Annotated in this window: 14 protein-coding genes and 1 tRNA gene; 9 read left to right on the top strand and 6 right to left on the bottom strand. The window is 40.4% G+C overall.

The genetic code is table 11. The annotated features are described in order from the left end of the window. Positions 1-7: 7 nt before the first annotated feature. The 6 genes from pstA (at position 8) to H4J41_RS03615 (ending at position 6,035) form a co-directional block, all read left to right on the top strand. Positions 8-1,645: a phosphate ABC transporter permease PstA gene (gene pstA / locus H4J41_RS03640; protein ID WP_182136524.1), complete on the top strand. Its 1,638-nt coding sequence runs from the start codon at positions 8-10 to the stop codon at positions 1,643-1,645. An 89-nt stretch (positions 1,646-1,734) separates the two neighbouring features. After that, complete coding sequence (gene pstB, locus H4J41_RS03635) at positions 1,735-2,559, top strand: phosphate ABC transporter ATP-binding protein PstB (protein WP_182136523.1); 825 nt, start codon at positions 1,735-1,737, stop codon at positions 2,557-2,559. Positions 2,560-2,590: 31 nt separating this feature from the next. After that, positions 2,591-3,295: a phosphate signaling complex protein PhoU gene (gene phoU / locus H4J41_RS03630; RefSeq protein ID WP_182136522.1), complete on the top strand. Its 705-nt coding sequence runs from the start codon at positions 2,591-2,593 to the stop codon at positions 3,293-3,295. A 206-nt stretch (positions 3,296-3,501) separates the two neighbouring features. Further along, on the top strand, positions 3,502-4,182 hold the full coding sequence (locus tag H4J41_RS03625; protein WP_182136521.1) for a TIGR00153 family protein: 681 nt from the start codon (positions 3,502-3,504) through the stop codon (positions 4,180-4,182). A gap of 9 nt (positions 4,183-4,191) precedes the next feature. Beyond that, positions 4,192-5,487: an inorganic phosphate transporter gene (locus H4J41_RS03620; RefSeq protein ID WP_182136520.1), complete on the top strand. Its 1,296-nt coding sequence runs from the start codon at positions 4,192-4,194 to the stop codon at positions 5,485-5,487. 472 nt (positions 5,488-5,959) lie between these two features. Then, a tRNA-Phe gene (locus H4J41_RS03615) sits at positions 5,960-6,035 on the top strand. Positions 6,036-6,286: 251 nt separating this feature from the next. Here the strand turns inward: H4J41_RS03615 and H4J41_RS03610 are convergent. After that, positions 6,287-7,261, bottom strand: coding sequence for a rhodanese-related sulfurtransferase (locus tag H4J41_RS03610; RefSeq protein ID WP_182136519.1), 975 nt, complete (start codon positions 7,259-7,261; stop codon positions 6,287-6,289). A 343-nt stretch (positions 7,262-7,604) separates the two neighbouring features. On the opposite strand from H4J41_RS03610, the gene fahA reads away from it, so the two are divergent. Both fahA and H4J41_RS03600 read left to right on the top strand, forming a co-directional pair. Continuing rightward, on the top strand, positions 7,605-8,927 hold the full coding sequence (fahA, locus tag H4J41_RS03605) for a fumarylacetoacetase (protein ID WP_182136518.1): 1,323 nt from the start codon (positions 7,605-7,607) through the stop codon (positions 8,925-8,927). Positions 8,928-9,504: 577 nt separating this feature from the next. Continuing rightward, positions 9,505-12,090: a TonB-dependent siderophore receptor gene (locus H4J41_RS03600; protein WP_182136517.1), complete on the top strand. Its 2,586-nt coding sequence runs from the start codon at positions 9,505-9,507 to the stop codon at positions 12,088-12,090. 217 nt (positions 12,091-12,307) lie between these two features. Here H4J41_RS03600 and H4J41_RS03595 read toward each other — a convergent pair whose 3' ends face one another. Next, the gene (locus H4J41_RS03595; RefSeq protein WP_182136516.1) at positions 12,308-13,588 is read right to left on the bottom strand and encodes a multifunctional CCA addition/repair protein; all 1,281 of its coding nucleotides are present in this window, start codon (positions 13,586-13,588) and stop codon (positions 12,308-12,310) included. 138 nt (positions 13,589-13,726) lie between these two features. Here H4J41_RS03595 and H4J41_RS03590 point away from each other — a divergent pair, with 138 nt between their 5' ends. Next, positions 13,727-15,415: an AAA family ATPase gene (locus H4J41_RS03590; RefSeq protein WP_182136515.1), complete on the top strand. Its 1,689-nt coding sequence runs from the start codon at positions 13,727-13,729 to the stop codon at positions 15,413-15,415. An 80-nt stretch (positions 15,416-15,495) separates the two neighbouring features. Here the strand turns inward: H4J41_RS03590 and leuD are convergent, their stop codons facing one another. The 4 genes from leuD to leuA are packed head-to-tail and all read right to left on the bottom strand — an operon-like array spanning position 15,496 to position 20,271. Further along, positions 15,496-16,092, bottom strand: coding sequence for a 3-isopropylmalate dehydratase small subunit (gene leuD, locus H4J41_RS03585; RefSeq protein WP_182136514.1), 597 nt, complete (start codon positions 16,090-16,092; stop codon positions 15,496-15,498). Position 16,093: 1 nt separating this feature from the next. Then, a complete protein-coding gene (gene leuC / locus H4J41_RS03580; RefSeq protein ID WP_182136513.1) occupies positions 16,094-17,512 on the bottom strand; it encodes a 3-isopropylmalate dehydratase large subunit in 1,419 nt (472 codons plus the stop codon). A 1-nt stretch (position 17,513) separates the two neighbouring features. After that, positions 17,514-18,626 (bottom strand): 3-isopropylmalate dehydrogenase, encoded by a 1,113-nt coding sequence (leuB, locus tag H4J41_RS03575; protein WP_182136512.1) that lies wholly within the window; start codon positions 18,624-18,626, stop codon positions 17,514-17,516. Between the two features lie 49 nt (positions 18,627-18,675). After that, the gene (leuA, locus tag H4J41_RS03570; protein ID WP_182136511.1) at positions 18,676-20,271 is read right to left on the bottom strand and encodes a 2-isopropylmalate synthase; all 1,596 of its coding nucleotides are present in this window, start codon (positions 20,269-20,271) and stop codon (positions 18,676-18,678) included. Positions 20,272-20,468: the final 197 nt, after the last annotated feature.

Below are 20,468 nucleotides of genomic sequence, written 5' to 3'. Positions count from 1 at the left end.
ACATAGCATGAATAATTGGTTTAAGTCTGGCTCTCCTTGGGTGTGGTTGTCAGCAGGTGGTGTTAGCATCAGCCTGATATCGGTTTTAGGTTTACTGGGGTTAATCGCCTGGCGCGGTTTAAGTTATTTTTGGCCAGCAGATATTTATCAGTTTGAAATGACTGATGAGCAAGGTAAAAATTTAACGGTTATTGGTGAAATTTACGAAAGAGAAAGTATACCTGCATCACAGTTGGTACATCTAAATCTCAATATTGACGAGTCAGCTGAAACTATTGAGCGACTATTAATTAAAACCGGTAATCGTGAATTAGTCAGTTTAGACTTTCGCTGGATTTTAGTACCGCAAATTAATAACACCTCTTTACCTGAAGAGTTAGTGGTTATTGAGCGTCGCACTAATGGTAATTTTTATGGCTTTATCGAGGAAGTTATTCTAGATGGTCAGGTGGTAGAGCAAAATGAAATGTTACAGCTCGTTGAGCGAGTTAGTGACTTTCAAGCTGAAATGGAAGACTTACAAAAGTCTGATATTGGCGCCATTAACTATCAAATAGAACGCACGCGCTTAGAAGAGCGCAAGCATATACTTGATGACACGCTTACTCCGCAATTGCAGCAAGAGTTTAAAGATAAAGTTGCAGGCTTAAAGGCTGATTATAGTGTGCTAGAAGAGCAGTTGATGGCTTTACGTGAGAAAATCTCCCGTGACCAAGTTGTTGTGCGCGCTATGGATGGACAAAAAGTTACCATTAATTTTGAAGATGTATTACAGGTTACCTTTAATAATAAACTCAACGTGTTTGAAAAGCTGAAAATGTTTTTTAGTCAAATTGGGGCCTTTGTTAGCGAAGATCCGCGTGAAGCGAACACAGAAGGTGGTGTATTTCCTGCAATATTCGGTACGGTATTAATGGTGCTGTTAATGACAGTGATTGTTTCGCCATTGGGTGTTGTTGCCGCCATTTATTTGCATGAATACGCCGGTAATAATGCGCTCACAAAACTACTACGCATTGCCGTCATTAACCTAGCAGGTGTACCCTCTATTGTTTATGGGGTATTTGGTTTAGGTTTCTTTGTCTATATGGTGGGGGGTAGCTTAGACGATTTGTTTTATGCTGAAACACTACCTAGCCCGACCTTTGGTACGCCAGGCGTGATGTGGTCAGCGCTTACCTTGGCTATTTTAACCTTACCTGTAGTTATCGTTTCAACTGAGGAAGGCTTATCGCGTATTCCTTCTGCTATGCGACACGGTAGCTTAGCTTTAGGCGCCACTAAAGCTGAAACCTTATGGCGTATTATTTTACCTATTGCGAGTCCGGCGATTATGACCGGCATTATTTTAGCCATAGCACGTGCGGCAGGTGAAGTTGCGCCACTGATGTTAGTTGGTGTGGTGAAAATGGCGCCAAACCTACCCCTGGATGGTAACTTCCCGTTTTTACATTTAGACCGTAAATTTATGCACTTAGGTTTTCACATTTATGATGTTGGCTTTCAAAGCCCCAATGTTGAAGCGGCCAGACCTTTGGTTTATGCCACGGCATTATTATTGGTGAGTATTATTGTTGCTTTGAATATAACCGCGGTCTCGATTCGTAATCGCTTGCGGGAAAAATATCGTATGTTAGATCAATAAGCTCAGACGATAAAACCAAGCAATTTAAAAAATTAAAAGATGCACGGGAAGTAATTCCTATCTATTGAACAAGATTTAAAGAGAATACTATGATTTCTGTTACCCCAAAAAAATTATCAGAACACAGGGTTAAGCTAGATCTTAATAACCTGTCGCCAGAGCAAGTAGCGTTAGAAATTAAGAACCTAGACTTATATTATGGTAACAAGCAGGCATTGCAAAATATTTCAATGTCGATTCCTAAGGGGCAAGTCACTGCTTTTATCGGACCCAGTGGTTGTGGCAAGTCAACCTTGTTGCGTTGCATCAACCGGATGAATGATTTAGTCGATATTTGTAAAATAACAGGTGAAATAAACCTTAATGGTGAGAATATTTACGATCGCCATACCGATGTGGCGGCTTTGCGTCGTAAAGTAGGTATGGTATTTCAACGGCCAAACCCTTTCCCTAAATCTATCTATGAAAATGTTGTTTATGGTTTGCGTATCACCGGGGTCAACAATCGCCGTGTGCTAGACGAAGCGGTAGAAAAAGCCTTGCGTAGTGCGGCGTTGTGGAATGAGGTTAAAGACAGGTTACATGAGAGTGCTTTGGGGCTTTCGGGTGGTCAGCAACAACGTCTAGTGATTGCGCGCGCTATTGCTATTGAACCTGAAGTGTTATTATTAGATGAACCAACATCAGCTTTGGATCCTATTTCAACTTTAACCATTGAAGAATTGATCAATGATTTAAAGAAACAGTTTACTGTGGTAATTGTTACCCATAATATGCAACAAGCGGCGCGTGTGTCAGATCAAACTGCCTTTATGTATATGGGTGATCTTATTGAGTATAGTGACACCAATACCTTGTTTACGACGCCAGCAAAGAAGAAAACAGAAGATTATATTACTGGCCGTTACGGTTAAATAAAATTGACGATAAACAGAGGGTTATACCGTGGATAATTTAAATATTGGTCGTCATATTTCTGGCCAGTTTAACGAAGACTTAGAACGTATTATGAATCATGTTATGCACATGGGTGGCTTGGTTGAAAAACAGCTAGCTGATGCACTAACATCGGTTTGTGATGCGGATGAAGCGCTAGCGAAAAAAGTGCTCAACAACGACTATTTGATTAATAACGCCGAAGTGACTATTGATGATGAGTGTACGCGTATCATTGCCAAGCGTCAGCCAGCAGCAGGTGACTTACGTCTAGTGATGGCGATTGTAAAAACCATTACTGATTTAGAGCGTATTGGCGATGAAGCAGGTAAAATTGCTAATGTCACCTTAGAAAGCTTATCAGGTAAGCATAAAGACCTATTATCGAATTTGGATAATTTGGGTCGTCATGTATTAACCTTTTTACAAGCCACTTTGGATGCGTTTACTCGCATGGATGTTGAAGCAGCGATTAAAGTACATAAAAACGATGATAAAATTGATCGTGAATATGAAGCCTTAATGCGCCAACTTATGACTTATATGATGGAAGACCCACGTTCAATTCCACAAGTGATGAGTGTTATTTGGTCAGCCCGAGCGTTAGAGCGTATTGGTGATCGTTGTCAAAATATTTGTGAATACATTATTTATTTTGTCAAAGGTAAATCGGTGCGTCATACCACACCTGAAGACTTCGAGTCTTTATCTTAAATCATTAACTTAAATTAATGTATTTAGTTATAGACATTATTGGCTATTGTATGGCTAATAATGTCTATACTTTTAATGGCACAGATAATCAACAATCATGCTATAAACAGCCACTGTCTTGTGATAAAACCTTTGAATTCACTTTCAAATGCTTTAATATCCGCGTCGAATAAAAAACAAAGAGCTTAAGCTCCTGGAAATTAATTATGGCCAGAAACTCAATAATTGGCATATTTGCAAAGTCGCCAATTAAACCCTTAGAAAAACATATTCGAATAGTACATAAGTGTTGTAGTCAGCTTGTGCCTTTTTTCGCGGCAGTGACCGAAGAAGATTGGAGCAGTGCAGGAAAAATTCGTAAGAAAATTTCTAAATTGGAATGTGATGCTGACGATTTAAAACGTCAAATTCGCTTAGAACTTCCAGGCGGTTTATTTATGCCCGTCGATCGTGCTGATTTACTAGAGTTATTATCTCAACAAGACAAAATTGCCAATCGCGCAAAGGATATTGCCGGACGTATCTTTGGCCGAAAATTAACCATTCCTACCGAATTACAAGCGCAGTTTATTGCTTATGTAGCGCGTAGTATCGACGCAGCTGAAAAAGCCGCAGATGCAATAAATGAACTGGATGACTTATTAGAAACTGGATTTCGTGGTCGCGAAGTTGATTTGGTCACTAAAATGATCAGTCAACTTGATGAAATTGAAGATGAAACAGATGGTATGCAAATTAAATTACGTAAAGATTTACTAAATATTGAAAAAGATTTAAATTGCATAGATGTGATGTTTTTATATCAAATCATTGATTGGGTTGGCGACTTAGCTGATCTTGCCGAACGTGTTGGCGCACGTTTAGAAATTCTTTTAGCTAGAAAATAAGGCTGACTTATGGAAATTTTACTCACTCATGGCTCTACGTTAGTCATGATCGCCGCTGCTGTCGGCTTTTTTATGGCATGGGGCATAGGTGCAAACGATGTTGCTAATGCTATGGGAACATCAGTTGGTTCAAAAGCATTAACGATTAAGCAAGCTATTATTATTGCAATGATTTTCGAATTTGCTGGTGCATATTTAGCCGGTGGTGAAGTTACATCAACCATACGTAAGGGCATTATTGACCCAGCGTTATTTGTCGATATTCCTGAATTATTAGTCTTTGGTATGATTTCTGCCTTATTAGCCGCCGCAACTTGGTTGTTAGTAGCGTCTGTTTTAGGTTGGCCGGTATCTACTACTCACTCAATTGTTGGCGCTATTATCGGCTTTGCTGCCATCGGCATAAGCCCTGATACAGTCGCTTGGGGTAAAGTAGGCGGTATTGTGGGTAGTTGGGTTGTTACACCGTTAATCTCGGGTGTTATTGCTTTTATTATTTTTAATAGTGCACAAAAACTGATTTTTGATACCGACAAACCATTAGAACAAGCAAAACGTTATGTGCCGTTTTACATGTTCTTAGCGGGTTTTGTTTTATCGTTAGTGACCATTAAAAAAGGTTTAAAGCATATAGGTTTAGAGAATATAAACTTAGGTTTTTATAACTTTGAAATTGCCGGCGCTGGTGGCTATTACCTAGCGATTATTGTCGCTGTCATTGTTGCTATTATTGGTAAGTATTTTATCACTCGTCTTAAATTTGATGAAAAAGCAGATAAAACTACACATTACGCTAATGTTGAAAAAGTATTTGCTGTCTTGATGATAGTAACCGCCTGTTGTATGGCGTTTGCTCATGGTTCAAATGATGTTGCCAATGCCATTGGGCCATTAGCGGCTGTCGTTAGTATTGTCGATAACGGTGGTGAAATTGCCAAGAAAGCTTCACTAGTTTGGTGGATTTTACCACTGGGTGGTTTAGGTATTGTTGCCGGTCTTGCATTGTTTGGTCATCGTGTTATGGCCACTATTGGTACTGGGATTACTCACTTAACACCGAGTCGAGGTTTTGCTGCTGAGTTAGCCGCTGCATGTACGGTCGTTATTGCTTCAGGTGCAGGCCTACCTATTTCAACCACACAAACATTAGTGGGTGCGGTGCTAGGGGTAGGAATGGCGCGTGGTATTGCTGCTATTAATTTAGGTGTAGTGCGTAATATTGTTATCTCTTGGGTGATTACATTACCTATAGGTGCAGGTCTTTCCATTATCTTCTTCTGGATAATGAAAGGTATATTTAGCTAATAGGCTAAGTATGAAAACGTAAATCAAGCCAGCAAATATGCTGGCTTTTTTATCTTCAGCCCTTTCCTAGCCATCCCTAGCTCCACGGCATCAGTGCTTAGATGCACGTCGATGTGAAAGCATGATAATGTTTAGGCCTTTCCGGTATGCACTTTTTCGTGGCATTTTTTGTGGCATTTTTCGTAGGATTTTTCGTAGGATTAGTACGGCTCGGTAATTGCTCAGGTATTACTGCATTGACTTAGCTGCTTGTAATAACCTGTTCGTCAATGTGCAAGAGTGATGAGGTGGGTGAGGTAATAGGATTGCTATGAGTTGAGATAATGGCATGACTGCTGTTTTTTTATGCTATATCAAGTAATTATCAATACAAGTCAATAAAATGGCTTGCGAGCGAGTTTAATTCCCGATACTATGTCGCCTCTTTCAAAGTGAATACTATGTTTATCTGGTTTATTCATTTAAAGACAGTGCCTTGATAGCTCAGTCGGTAGAGCAGAGGATTGAAAATCCTCGTGTCCCTGGTTCGATTCCGGGTCAAGGCACCATATTATATTCTAGTAAAAAGCATTCTAGTAAAAAATATTTTAGTAAAAAATATTTTAGTAAAAATCTAAAACCTTAACATTTATATGTTGAGGTTTTTTTTTGGCTGAAATTTATCTTTGCTCTCTCTTGACGATTTTTTTGATGTTGTTGATGATGTTATTGTGCCGGTAAGTATTTTTTATCTGACATAAAAAATGCCCGCTAATCAGCAGGCACTTTATTTAGTTCGTTTGCTCTGTTGGCAAAAAACCTATTTTTTCTGAGCCTGTTTACTGGCACTTTTAGTGGCTCGACGCTCGGCTATTACTTGTTTTATGTCGCCGCCAATATGTTCTTCACCACGCGCTTTAGCAAGGTTGATTTGTTTTTCACGTTCCTGAAAGCCACTTTTTTGCTCGTCAGTGTATTTATCATAACAACGTGGGCAACTTACGCCTTGAATATAATGCTCGCTGGTTTTTTCTGCTGCTGTAATTGGATAACGACAGGCATAGCATTGGTCATATTGACCACGCTCTAAATTATGGTTAACGGCAACTCGGCTGTCAAATACAAAACATTCGCCTTGCCACATAGTGTCTTGTTCAGGGACTTCTTCAAGGTATTTTAATACGCCCCCTTCTAGATGGTAAACTTCTTCAAAGCCTTGCTCTTTTAGATAGGCGGTGGACTTTTCACAACGTATACCGCCGGTGCAGAACATAGCGACTTTTTTGTGTTTAGTTTTATCTAAATTTTTCGCGACATATTCAGGAAATTCACGGAAGCTTTCGGTATTTGGGTTGATAGCATTCTTAAAACTGCCAATTTCTACTTCGTAATCATTGCGGGTATCTATCAAGAGCATTTCGGGATCAGAAATAAGGGCATTCCAATCTTTGGGTTTAACATAAGTGCCAACGGTAAGTGTTGGATCTATACCTTCGACACCCATGGTGACAATTTCTTTTTTTAATTTAACTTTCGTGCGAGCAAAAGGGTTGTCTTGATGAAACGAGCATTTAGCTGACACACCAGATAAACGACTGTCACTGTTAATAAAGGCGAGTACGGCGTCTATGCCAATTTGTGATCCAGCGATAGTGCCGTTGATACCTTCAAGCGCTAAAAGTAAGGTGCCTTTAACTGCATTGTCTTCCATCACTTGTAGCAAAGGTGGCTTAATAGCGTCGAAGTTCTCTAAGCGAACAAATTTATATAAGGCGCAAACGGTAATGTTATTCATATTTTATTGACCCATTGAGCGAGCCTGATAGTAAGTCAGGAGCTATAGATTGAATGTTAACCTACCGCTAAGGCAGGCGTGCTAATTTTACCATATATTGATAAATCGGCAGCATTCTAGCAAATGTCGATTCTGGCGAATAGTGTTTAGATCATTTTTGTTAAAGGCAAGTCAAGTGTGGCTGTAAACTTGGCCCTGCCACATATTGTTGACAGCTGTTTATTAAGTATATTTTCTTGGCATAGCCTTTATGAGAACGCTTGTTATAATACGGCGCATTGCTATTTAATAACGTGTATTGTAAACACGTATTTTACCTATTTTTTCTGGAGTTGTTTAGCCCATGTCTAACACCAATTTACTTAATGAAACGCACAACCCGGCTTTAACTAGCTGGGTAGAGTCTGCCAATGTAGAAAATTGTGACTTTCCAATACAAAACCTACCTTTTGCTAGTTTTAAGCGAAAAGACAGTAAAGAAGACTGTCGAGCAGGTGTAGCCATTGGTGATCAGGTTATTGATTTAAAAGCGCTATTCGCCTTGGATATTTTTGCTGGCGACACACAATTAGCCCTGGAGCAATGCTGTCACATTCAGTTAAATGCTTTTATGGCGATGGGTAACCGTTTTTGGAGCGCTTTACGCCAAGCGTTATCACAAGCATTAACCCAAGGGTCAGCATTACAAACGAAAGTAGCATCATGTTTAATCGCACAAACCGATGTTGAATTTGCTTTGCCATGTCAAATTGGTGATTACACTGATTTTTACACTTCGATTCATCATGCTACATCGGTTGGCAGCAAGTTCCGTCCTGATAACCCGTTGTTACCCAATTATAAATGGGTTCCTATCGGTTACCATGGTCGTTCTTCTTCGATTGAGATCTCTGGTAGTAACTTTAAGCGCCCTAAAGGACAAACTAAGGCACCAACAGCAACAGAGCCTTCTTTTGGTCCATGTAAGCGTTTAGATTATGAAATGGAAGTGGGTATATTTATTGGTAAGGGTAATGCTTTGGGTGAGCCTATTAGCATCGAAAATGCCGAAGATCATGTTTTTGGTATGTGTTTATTTAATGATTGGTCAGCACGAGATATTCAAGGTTGGGAATATCAACCTTTAGGGCCATTCTTGTCAAAAAGCTTTGCATCAACAGTTTCTCCGTGGATTGTAACGTCAGAAGCCTTAGCACCTTATCGGTCAACATGGACACGTGACGCAGCGGATCCTCAGCCTATGCCTTACTTAGAGTCAGAGCACAATCGAGATTTTGGTTCTTTAGATTTAAGCTTACAGGTATTAATTGAAACTGAGACCATGCGTAATGCCAAGCAAGCACCGGTACAATTGTCGCAATCAAATTTTAAAGATTCATATTGGACCGTAGCGCAGATGGTAGCGCACCATACGGTTAATGGTTGTAACCTGCGCTCAGGTGATATGTTTGGTAGCGGTACACAGTCGGGCCCTAAACCAGAAGAAGCCGGTTCAATGCTTGAATTATCGAATGCTGGCTCAGAGCCTATTCACTTGCCTAATGGTGAAACTCGTACTTTCTTAGAAGATGGCGATTGTGTCATTATGAAAGGTTGGTGTGAAAAAATCGGGGCTGCACGCATAGGTTTTGGTGCAGTAAGCGCTACTGTTTTAGCCGCTGATTAAACTGTCGTATTATTGAATTAATAAAGCTCCTAAATTGGAGCTTTTTTTATGTTTGGTTCACTATATCACTAGCTATTGAGCAAATTACTGACTGCCCCTAAAGACCAAAACAAACAAAAAATTAATATTGATAACTTAACTTTAACTAGGCTTTTTGCCTCAGTAAATGCTGACTTTAGAAAAAGTTCATTTTTTTTATGTTTTTTTTTATTGATTAAATATGCAGATAATATTTAATTTAATACGAAAATCTTCGCACATGTTTCGCTGGTATATTTCATTCTAACGCATAAGCGATGTAGGCTGCAGTGTAATTGACTATGCTGATGTGTTTTGCATAAATTTTGACTATATTTGCATATTAATTCTTTTTATAGATTCAATGTTAAAGGTCAGTGAAAAAGACTACTTGTAAAGTATTTCTAGCTGTTTTATAAAGCAGCAAGCTGTTTTGATTGTTTACAACAATATAAATTTTTGTGATAAGCGAAATGGGTAAAAATAAAATTATAAAATAGATAATTATTAAATAAATAATTATTAAAAACATATTCAAATATATTAGGAAGAAAACAACATGTCTACAACATTTCGTACTGGTACTTTAGCTCTTGCCATTGGCTTAGCGCTAGGAACAGCACCTAGTTTTGCCGCAGGTTTTGCCGAAGAAGCCGCAAAAAAAGAAAGCATTGAACGTATCGCTGTCGTTGGTTCACGTTCAGCTCCGCGTTCAGTAGCTGAGTCTCCAGTACCAATTGATATCATTGGTGGTGATGAGCTAGGTAAAAACGCTTCAAGTGATATGCTTGATATGTTAGTAGGCGCAATTCCTTCTTTAAATGCCCGTGCACAACCTATTAGTGATGCTGCATCATTAATTCGTCCAGTAAATTTACGTGGTTTACCTTCTGATTCAACATTAGTGCTTTTAAATGGTAAACGTCGTCACCGTGCCTCTGTTATTGCTTTCCAAGGTGGTGGCATCAATGATGGCGCACAAGGTCCTGATATTTCAGTTATCCCAAGTGTCGCTATTAAGCAAGTTGAAGTACTTCGCGATGGTGCTGCTGCACAATACGGCTCTGATGCAATTGCTGGTGTAATGAACTTTGTACTTAAAGATGACGCAGATGGCGGTTCAATGTCTGTGAAGCAAGGTTCTTATTACGAAGGTGATGGTGATCAAACGATTATAGACGGTAATGTTGGTTTACCATTTACTAAAGATGGTTTTGTTAACTTAAGCTTTCAATTAAAAAATGCTGATGCAACAAGCCGAAGTGTACAACGTCCTGATGCAGCAAACATTGCAAGTCAAGGCAATACTTCTATTCAAAGCCCAGCTCAAATTTGGGGTAATCCAGAAGTTAAAGACGATATTACGTTTTTTGGTAATGTTGGCTTAGATCTTGGTAATGATAAAGAATTTTACATGTTTGGTAACTATTCTGAGCGTGATGTAACCGGTGGTTTTTATTACCGTAACCCACATAACCGTGGCAATGTTTTCTCGGTTGATGGTGGTGAAACTTTACTTGTAGGTGATGTTGGCGAATCAGAAGGTGCAGCGCGTACTTGTGCTGTCGTTAATATTCCAAAAAATAGTGATGGCTCTGACGGTAATGTTTTAGATAGCCTTGACTATCAAGCAATGGTAGCTGATCCAAATTGTTTCTCAATGAACCAAATTATGCCAGGTGGTTATACTCCACAATTTGGTGGCAACATCACAGATACCTCATTAACTGTTGGTACTAAAGGCGAAATTAACGAAGGTTTCTTAAAAGATTGGTTTTTTGATGTTAGTGGCTCAGTAGGTCGCAGTGAATCTAAATTTAATTTAAAGAATACTTTAAACCCATCACTTGGTTTAGATACACCGTTAGATTTTGATACCGGTAGTTATATCCAAATGGAAAAAACTTTTAACTTTGATTTAGTTAAAGGTTTTGATATGGGTCTTGAAGAGCCAGTTAACGTTGCTATGGGTCTTGAATGGCGTGAAGAAAGCTTTGAAATAGTTTCAGGCGGAAAAGCTTCATGGGAAGCCGGTGCTTATGCAGACCAAGGTTTTAACATTGGCTCACACGGTTTTAAAGGCTTTGGTCCTGAAACTCAAGGTCGTAACGACCGTCGCAATGTTGCCGCTTATATTGATGTTGAAGCCCAAGTAACAGAAGACCTTTTAGTTGGCGCAGCTGTTCGTCACGAAAGCTTTAATACTTTTGGTAGCACAACTAATTACAAGCTAACTGCACAATTAAGACTTAACGATGAGATTTCACTACGTGGCTCTCATAGTACTGGTTTTAGAGCACCAACAGTGGGTCAAGCCAATGTTGTTAATACACAAACTTCATTAGTTGCTGGTGAGTTAATTCAAACTTTCCTTGCGCCGCCAACTAACCCATTGTCAGAATTTTACGGTGGTAAAGAGTTAACGCCAGAAGAGTCAAAAAGTTTTGCTTTTGGTGGTGTTTATCAATATGACGACTTCTTCTTTACCCTTGATTACTACAACATTGAAGTAACTGACCGTTTAGCACAGTCAAGTCAAATCAATGTATTAGCAGCTGACTACACAGCGCTTGAAGCATTAGGTGTTGTTAACCCTGAGCTAATTTCAGCGGTTTCGTATTTTTCTAATGATTTTGACACTACCACACAAGGTGTTGATGTTGTTGCAAACTATACAATGGCATTAATGGGCGGCGATACGTTGTTATCATTAGCGTATAACTGGAATGAAACAACGGTTGATCAGTTTAATCCAGAGACCACTAATGAAGGCAAAGTTCATCGTTTAGAAGAAGGTATGCCTGATCATCGCGCTACCTTTACTGTTTCTCAATCTTGGGAAGATGTATCAACTTTTGTTCGTGTAAACTACTTTGGTGAGTATTTTGCAACGCATGCTGATGATGCTTGTGCTGTAGGTTGTTGGAACGAGATTGCTGATTCAGCGGTTACTGTTGATGCAGAAGTAAGCTACTTCTTAAATGATAGTATTACCTTGTCAGTTGGTGCTAATAACATCTTTGATCAAGAAGCACAAAAGTTACCTGCTGAATCATACGGTCAGTTAGGTGCTGAATACTACGAAAGTGGACCATTTGATTACAACGGTGGTTTCTACTACGTAAAAGCAACTTATAACTTTTAATGTAAAAGTTAATTAAGTCTAAAAAGCCATATCATTTGATATGGCTTTTTTATGTTCAGGCCTCGCTGATACCTTTTGTATTTCTCAACATTAATGCTGCTCTAGAAATTCTCCCGCATGATGCTGTTGACTTACCGCCATGTTCGTCACTAACAATCACTTAGTGGTTAAAACAAGCAGAAATCGAGTGCGGTGGCTTACTCACCCAGTTTAGCGGTTAGTTACTGGCATTAGATAAGATGTTGTGTTGTTTTATATAACTTTGTTGGTATTTATTTAATTCGGCAAGTCTTTGCTCTGCTATTGCCGCTTTAATTTCAAGCCCTTTTAAACCCTGTTCAACAAAAGGCTTGGCTGTTACTCGGTTGAGCATTTTAAAACCAGTGTAGAGAAATTCTTTTTGTCGGTATTCAGCTACTTCCAAGCCATAGCGCACAGTAAAGTCAGCTTGGCAACAAAGTAAAAAATCATCAAACTCTTCTGGTTTACGCCAAACATCTAATTGATTATATAGCTTTAAAATAGTACTAGCTTTTAATTGAAATACTTTATGTGCATGTAGGTGAAACTGACAAACCTTTAGCGCCAAATTTTTGTGTGCTGTTGGCACCCTTAAACGCTTACAAACCGCCTCTATTAAAGTCACTCCTGGTATTTCATGATCAGCATCAGCAGGTAAGCTGTCTTGTTGGGTTAACGACTGACCTAGGTTATAGCAAACACTGGCAAACCTAACGGTCGTTTTTTCAGAGAGTAAAACCGCTTGTTTGAGTACCATCATAGTCTGCGATCTGGAGCAAATTTTTGCCTGCGACTTTTCTAGGTCTGAAGTGTCCCATAAATCATGTAAATCAGGCCAAAGCGATTTTAGGGCTTGGCATTGATATAACACTTGAAAAAACACTTCAGGGTGAGTATCGGCTAAGCTGCGCTCCATTTCTTGCCATATTCGTTCAGCAGAAAGACTGGATAATTCACCACTTTTACTGAGTTTGGTCATTAAGGCTAATGTTTCTGGCGCTATGGTAAAACCATAATCGTGATACCTAGCAGCAAAACGAGCAACACGTAAAACCCGTAGTGGGTCTTCAATAAAAGCTGGGGAAACATGGCGTAATACGCGATTATCTAGGTCTATTTGGCCGTTGTAAGGATCAATTATTTTACCACTTTCATCCATCGCCATAGCATTAATACTGAGATCTCTGCGCAGTAAGTCTTCTTCAAGCGTAACGCTGGCTGATGCATCGCAATTAAAGCCGGTATAGCCTTGGCCCGCTTTTTTTTCGGTGCGAGCTAAGGCGTATTCTTGTCTACTTTGTGGATGGATAAATACTGGAAAGTCTTTGCCTACTTGTAAAAAGCCAAGGCTGAGCATTTCCTGAACGCTAGAGCCGACCACGACATAGTCATTATCAACAACAGGGCGTTTCAGGAGAGCATCGCGTACGGCGCCACCGACTAAAAAAGTGTTTAGTTGCTGTGTTATATTTGCCATTGAGCGCTATAAACCTCTGAAAATGAGTAATGTATAGGAAATTATATTGCTTAACTTTAACATAATAGCGACTGACTTTTGACATATGATTGCGTTCAGGTTAATTTTGCAGGGTCGATTCATCAGTTAAGATTTCCTATGTATACTAGTTATTTTGGTTTAGAAGAAAAGCCATTTTCAATTGCCCCAAACCCTGATTATTTGTTTATGAGTGATCGTCACCGCGAAGCCCTTAATCACTTAACTTATGGCTTAGGTGATACCGGTGGCTTTGTCTTACTTACCGGTGAAGTAGGCACGGGGAAAACCACACTGAGTCGGCATTTAATGGCAAACTTGCCAGAAAATACCCAAGCCGCTTTTATTCTGAATCCCACTTTATCTAGTCAAGAGTTGTTAGCGACCCTTTGTGATGAATTAAACATTCGTTATCGCAAAACCGGCGCAACCTTAAAAACCCTCACCGATAAAATACAACAAAAGTTACTCAAAAATCATAGTGATGATCTTAATACCTTGTTGATTATTGATGAAGCGCAACATTTGCAACCTGAAGTGTTAGAGCAACTCAGACTATTAACCAACTTAGAAACTAATACCAAAAAACTTTTACAAGTGATTTTGATTGGTCAACCTGAATTACAGCAGTTATTGCAGCGTCGAGATTTACGGCAATTAGCGCAAAGAATTACGGCGCGCTATCATTTATTACCCCTGAATAGGCAAGAAGTTGAGCAATATCTTAAACATCGCCTGTCTGTAGCAAAATGTTTTCGTAATATTTTTGATAAAAGTGCCGTTAGCGCCATCCATAAAATTTGTAACGGTATTCCGCGTTTAATGAACTTGTTAGCCGAACGATCTTTGATAAATGCTTATAACAGTAACAATGCTGTGGTTAACCGTAAAATTGTACTTCAAGCGGCTCATGATGCCTTAGGTGATGAATTTCAGGTAAGACCTTGGTGGCAACATTCGTCGGTAAAAGCGGGTGGCCTAGTGACTGCATTAGGCTTAGTTTTAGCGCTAGGCGTTTGGTGGGGAGCATATCAAGCTCAGGGGATTGTTTTAGAGACTAAGGTAACTCGTGCGGTTATAAATAAGGCAAATCCTATTACTGAGCAGGAGCCGTTAGTTGATCGAGAAGCGCCAGCTGTCGTTACTACAGCATTAGCTCAAGCAGATGCTGGTACGAGTAATGATATTAACAGCGGTACTAATAATGGTACTAATCTGCTTGCCTTGGCTGTCGATCAAACGACTCAGGCCAAAGCAAGTAACACGAAGCTTGAAAATGATCTTGCGGTAGCCACGAGTAAAACGGTTAGTCGTCAGGCAGGGTTAACTGATGAACAAGGCGATACTGAACAATATATAGCGAGTGAAAGTAGCTTAGCCGACGCGCAAATTGATCTGCCAACAAGCGCACAAAAATCAGCGCTAAAGCCTAAGAAAGTGACGGGTGAAAACTTTGTCGTTAAAGCTGAAGCTGGGGTGTCTGACGAGTTATTGGCAAGTTTTCAATCGGCTATCGAGCACACCAAACAAAGTGACCCTGCTAGAGAAGATGTAGTAGCAGGCAGTAGCGAACTGATACCGCTGGCACAGATGCCAACTTGGGTGCAAGATGGTGTACCTTCGCTAGCGTTTGAAATGCATCTTTATGCTAGTGACGGGCAAGGCTGGGTAAGGGTGAATGGCCGCGATCGTTATGAAGGCGATTATATTAGTCGCGAATTACTGCTTAATGAAATACTTCCACAACGGGTAGTACTGAGTTTTCGAGGGGAAAAATTCACTATGTCTGCGTTATCTACTTGGAATTAGCGTAAAAAATTAGCCGTAGTTTTCTCAATAATAACTCAGGTTAACCATCAGCCTTCACAGCTGATGGTTGATCTTTTTACCTACTGCCAAGCTGGCATTTGGGCTTCGTAATTTTCTATCTTAGCAATTTTATTTAACGTCCAACCCACACTGTCAACACCGTTTTCCAAACAGTATTTATGGAAAGGCGCAATAGTAAAATCATATTGTGCACTGGCTGTTTTAACCGTACTGGCGACTAAGTCAACGGTAAGGTGTTGTAAACCCTCTTTCGACTGTTGAAATAGCGTCGCTATAGCTGCTTCCGGTAATATCACAGGTAAAATGCCAATATTGATACAGTTAGCATAGAAAATATCAGCAAAACTAGACGCGATAATCACTTGAAAACCATACTCTTGCAGCGCCCAAGGTGCATGCTCGCGACTTGAGCCACAACCAAAGTTTTCACCAGCGAGTAAAATACTTGCTCCTTGATATTGTGGCTTGTTAAGGACAAACTCAGGATTGTTTTCGTTACCCAAGTTGTCTAAATAGCGACGGTCATGAAATAAGTGTTGGCCAAAACCTGTGCGAGTGGTTTTTTGTAAAAATTGTTTTGGAATGATTTGATCTGTATCAACATTCGCCGTGTCCAATGGCACAACTAAGCCATGATGTTGGTTAAATTTTTCCATGTTATGCTCCTTGAACTTGTGAGTTAATTGAGGTTAAGTCGACAAAGTGACCTGCAATGGCAGAAGCTGCCGCTAATTCAGGGCTGACTAAGTGGGTACGACTGCCGCGGCCTTGTCGGCCTTCAAAGTTTCGGTTGCTGGTAGAAGCGCAGCGATCACCGTGCGTTAACACATCATCATTCATGCCTAAACACATTGAGCAACCCGGTAAGCGCCATTCAAAGCCGGCATCAATAAACGTTTGTGCTAAGCCTTCAGCTTCGGCTTGTTCTTTAACTCGATAAGAGCCGGGAACAACGATAGCGTTAACCGTAGCTGAAACTTTTTTACCTTTGGCCACTGCAGCGGCGGCGCGTAAATCTTCAATTCTAGAATTAGTGCATGAGCCAATAAATACTTTATTAATCGCAATGTCGGTAATTTTAGTGCCGGCCGTTAAGCCCATATATTTTAATGCCGCAATGCATGATTCACGCTCAACGGGGTCAGTAAAATCATCAGGGGAAGGTACGACACTATCAACTTGTGTCACTTGCCCTGGTGTTGTTCCCCAAGTGACTTGGGTTTTAATCTCTTTGGCTTCCAGCGTTAAGTAACTATCGAACTTTGCTTTGCTGTCTGATTTTAGCTGCTGCCAATCTTCAACGGCTTGCTGCCATACCTCGCCTTTTGGCGCGTAATCTTTGCCTTTTAAGTAGTCAAAGGTTTTGGTATCGGGTGCGATAAGCCCAGCTTTGGCGCCAAATTCTACACTCATATTACACACTGTCATGCGCTCTTCCATGGTTAAGCGCTCAATGGCTTCACCACAATATTCAACTACATAACCGGTTGCGCCCGCACTACCTGTTTTACCAATAATGGCTAAAATAATGTCTTTAGCACTTATGCCTGGGGCAACTTGACCTTTAACTTCAATTCTCATGGTTTTAGCTTTGGTTTGGCGTAAGGTTTGGGTGGCAAATACGTGCTCAACCTCAGAGGTACCAATGCCAAATGCTAAAGCGCCAAAAGCACCGTGTGTTGAGGTATGCGAATCGCCACAAACAATAACTGTGCCTGGTAAAGTTAAGCCTAATTCTGGCCCAATAACATGCACAACACCTTGGTTTTTATGGCCCATGCCGAACAATTCAATGCCAAATTCTTTACAGTTTTTTTCTAGTGTTCTCAGTTGATTTGCCGCGCCTTCACCGGCAGCGTTAATTTCAATAGAGCGCGTTGAAATATTATGATCCATAGTCGCAATTGTGCGCTCAGGATGGCGCAGTACACGATTATGAAATTTTAAATTAGCAAAAGCTTGTGGCGAGGTAACTTCGTGGATCAAATGGCGGTCAACAAAGATCAAGGGTGTTTCATCCGCTTTTTCTTCAATGATATGACTTTGCCATAATTTTTCGTATAAAGTGGTGGCCATGCTACTTTGCTCCTGAAGTTTTTTGGTTGTTGACGATATATTGACAGATAATATCGCCCATTTCGTTAGTCGATTTAGCGTTATGGCGTTGCTCGGCACTTAATAAATCACCGGTAAAGTTACCGGAATTTAGTGCCTCTGCCACGGCAGTTTCAATCGCGGTAGCGGCTTCTGCCTGATTTAAGCTATGACGCAACATTAATGCCGCTGAAAGAATTTGCGCAATAGGGTTAGCAATGCCTTTGCCAGCGATATCTGGCGCTGTGCCACCAGCGGGCTCATACATACCAAAGCCTTGTTCGTTTAAGCTCGCTGAAGGTAATAGTCCCATCGAGCCGGTGATCATGGCGCAAATGTCAGATAAAATATCGCCAAATAAGTTAGAACATAACATGACGTCAAACTGCGCAGGGTTACGTACCAATTGCATGGCAGCGTTATCAACATACATGTGTTCAACTGCGACACTAGGATAGTCTTTCGCCACTTCAATAACGACTTCTCGCCACAATTGAGATGAGGCTAGTACATTGGCTTTATCGATAGATATAACCTTGTTACGACGCTTCTGAGCCGCTTGAAAAGCAAGGTGTGCGATGCGGCTGATTTCTTTTCGAGAATAAATCATAGTATCAAAGGCGGCTTCATCTTCTTGGCCTTGGTTTTTACGCCCTTTAGGTTCGCCAAAATAGATACCACCGGTTAATTCTCGTATCACTAAAATATCAAAACCCGCTTGTGAAATATCAGCGCGTAAAGGGGAAAGGTGTGACATAGCGCTTTGCAGTTGTGCAGGGCGCATGTTACAAAACAGCCCGAAATGACCTCGTAAACCCAGCAAAGATGCTCTTTCTGGTTGTTCAGTGGGGGGTAAGTCACTCCACTTAGGACCGCCAACTGAGCCAAATAAAATGGCATCAGCTTGTTCACAGCCCTTAACCGTACTCTCTGGTAGTGCTTGGCCATGATTGTCGATAGCGCAGCCACCGACATCATAATGCTCAGTGGTTATTTCAAAATTATACTGTTGGGCAACTGTTGCTAAAACTTTTTCTGCTTGGGCCATCACTTCTGGGCCAATACCGTCACCGGCTAATATTGCAATCTTCGACATAGTGTTTTTAAACCTATAAATATACTTAATAAATGAATATAATTTTCAACTAAACTTGGCGTTGGCCATCAATAGCAGCTTCTTTTTTGAACTCAGATTTTAGCTCAGTTTTCAGCTCGGCAACTGTGATAGCACGATGAATACCATTAAGTGCATTGACCAATGCATAACCAGATGCTTTGATAATATCGGTATCTAAGCCGTAGCCATGGAAGTTTCTCCCTTGCCACGACACCACAATGTCAGCCTTACCTAAACCGTCTTCACCTTCACCTTTATTCGAAATTTTGTAGTCGCTGACTTCAAAGTCAATATCAATAGCTTTTTTAATGGCACGATACAGCGCATCAACAGGTCCATTACCCGTTGCGGAAACAATTTTATCTTCATCACCTAAAGCTAATTTAATGCTTGAGGTAGAAAAATCACTACCGCCACTTTGTACATTTAAGGTCTGTAAACGATAAAAGTCTTGTTGGTCTTGTTGTTGAATATTAAAAAGTAAAGCTTCTAAGTCATCATCAAATACTTGGCCTTTTTTGTCGGCTAAGGCTAGAAAGTCAGCGTAAAGCGTTTCTATGTCATAATCAGACTCTTGATAACCTAAGCTTTCCATACGATGCTTAATCACGTGTCGGCCGCTACGCGAGGTTAAGTTCAACTTGGTTTTGCTGATACCGACACTTTCTGGTGTCATAATTTCATAGGTGTTGCTGGCTTTTAACATGCCGTCTTGGTGGATACCTGATGAATGGCTAAAAGCATTGCCGCCAACAATCGCCTTATTTAGTTGTACCGGCATATTACAAAGCTGGCTGACTAACTTAGAGGTGCGAGCAATTTCTTGATGATTAATACGGGTATGCACGCCTAATAATTCTTGGCGGGTTTTCATGATCATCGCGACTTCTTCAAGTGAGCAATTACCTGCACGTTCACCAATGCCGTTAATGGTACATTCAATTTGTCTTGCACCCGCTTGCACGGCTGACATTGAGTTAGCTACGGCTAAGCCTAAATCATTATGACAATGCACAGAGATAACCGCTTGATCAATATTAGGTACACGATTAAATAATGTTTCTATGATGCCGCCAAATTCGTTAGGTAAAGTGTAACCTACGGTATCAGGAATGTTGACTGTGGTAGCGCCGGCTATAATGGCTTGTTCAACCATACGGCATAAGTTGTCAATCGGGGTTCTACCCGCATCTTCACAAGAGAACTCGACATCATCGGTAAATCTACGTGCATATTTGATGGCGTGTATCGCCATCGCTTGGACATCAGCAAAGCTTTTTTTCAATTTCTGTTGCACATGAACATCAGAAGTAGAAATGAAGGTATGAATACGAAATTGATCAGCCGGCTTTAAGGCTTCGGCACAAGCTTTAATATCTGCTTCTACCGCACGTGCTAGGGCACATACTCGAGAGTTTTTTACGCTGCGCGCTATCTCTTGCACTGACTTAAAATCACCCGGTGACGATACCGGAAAACCCACTTCCATAATGTCGACACCTAAGCGCTCAATCGCATGTGCTATTTGTAATTTTTCATGTACTGATAAACTCGCGTTTAAAGCCTGTTCGCCATCACGTAATGTGGTGTCAAAAATAATAACGTTATCGTTAGAGATGCCCATGTATGTTCCTGATTTTTTTTGTGAAAATTTACGCTAAATAACGAGCATAAAAAAACCCGCGCTTATTAGCGCGGGTTTAGTGTTTTATTATGTTATCTACTTATTATTTTAAGCAATAAAACCTAGCCGCGCATGGATAATGCGAGGAGGAGGCTAATTCGAATCATGTTAGTAAAGTTTTTCATCGATGCTTTTGC

Origin of the sequence: Colwellia sp. MB3u-45 (assembly GCF_014077005.1) — a bacterium.
Classification (GTDB): domain Bacteria; phylum Pseudomonadota; class Gammaproteobacteria; order Enterobacterales; family Alteromonadaceae; genus Cognaticolwellia.
This window is presented reverse-complemented; position numbering and strand designations above follow the sequence as displayed.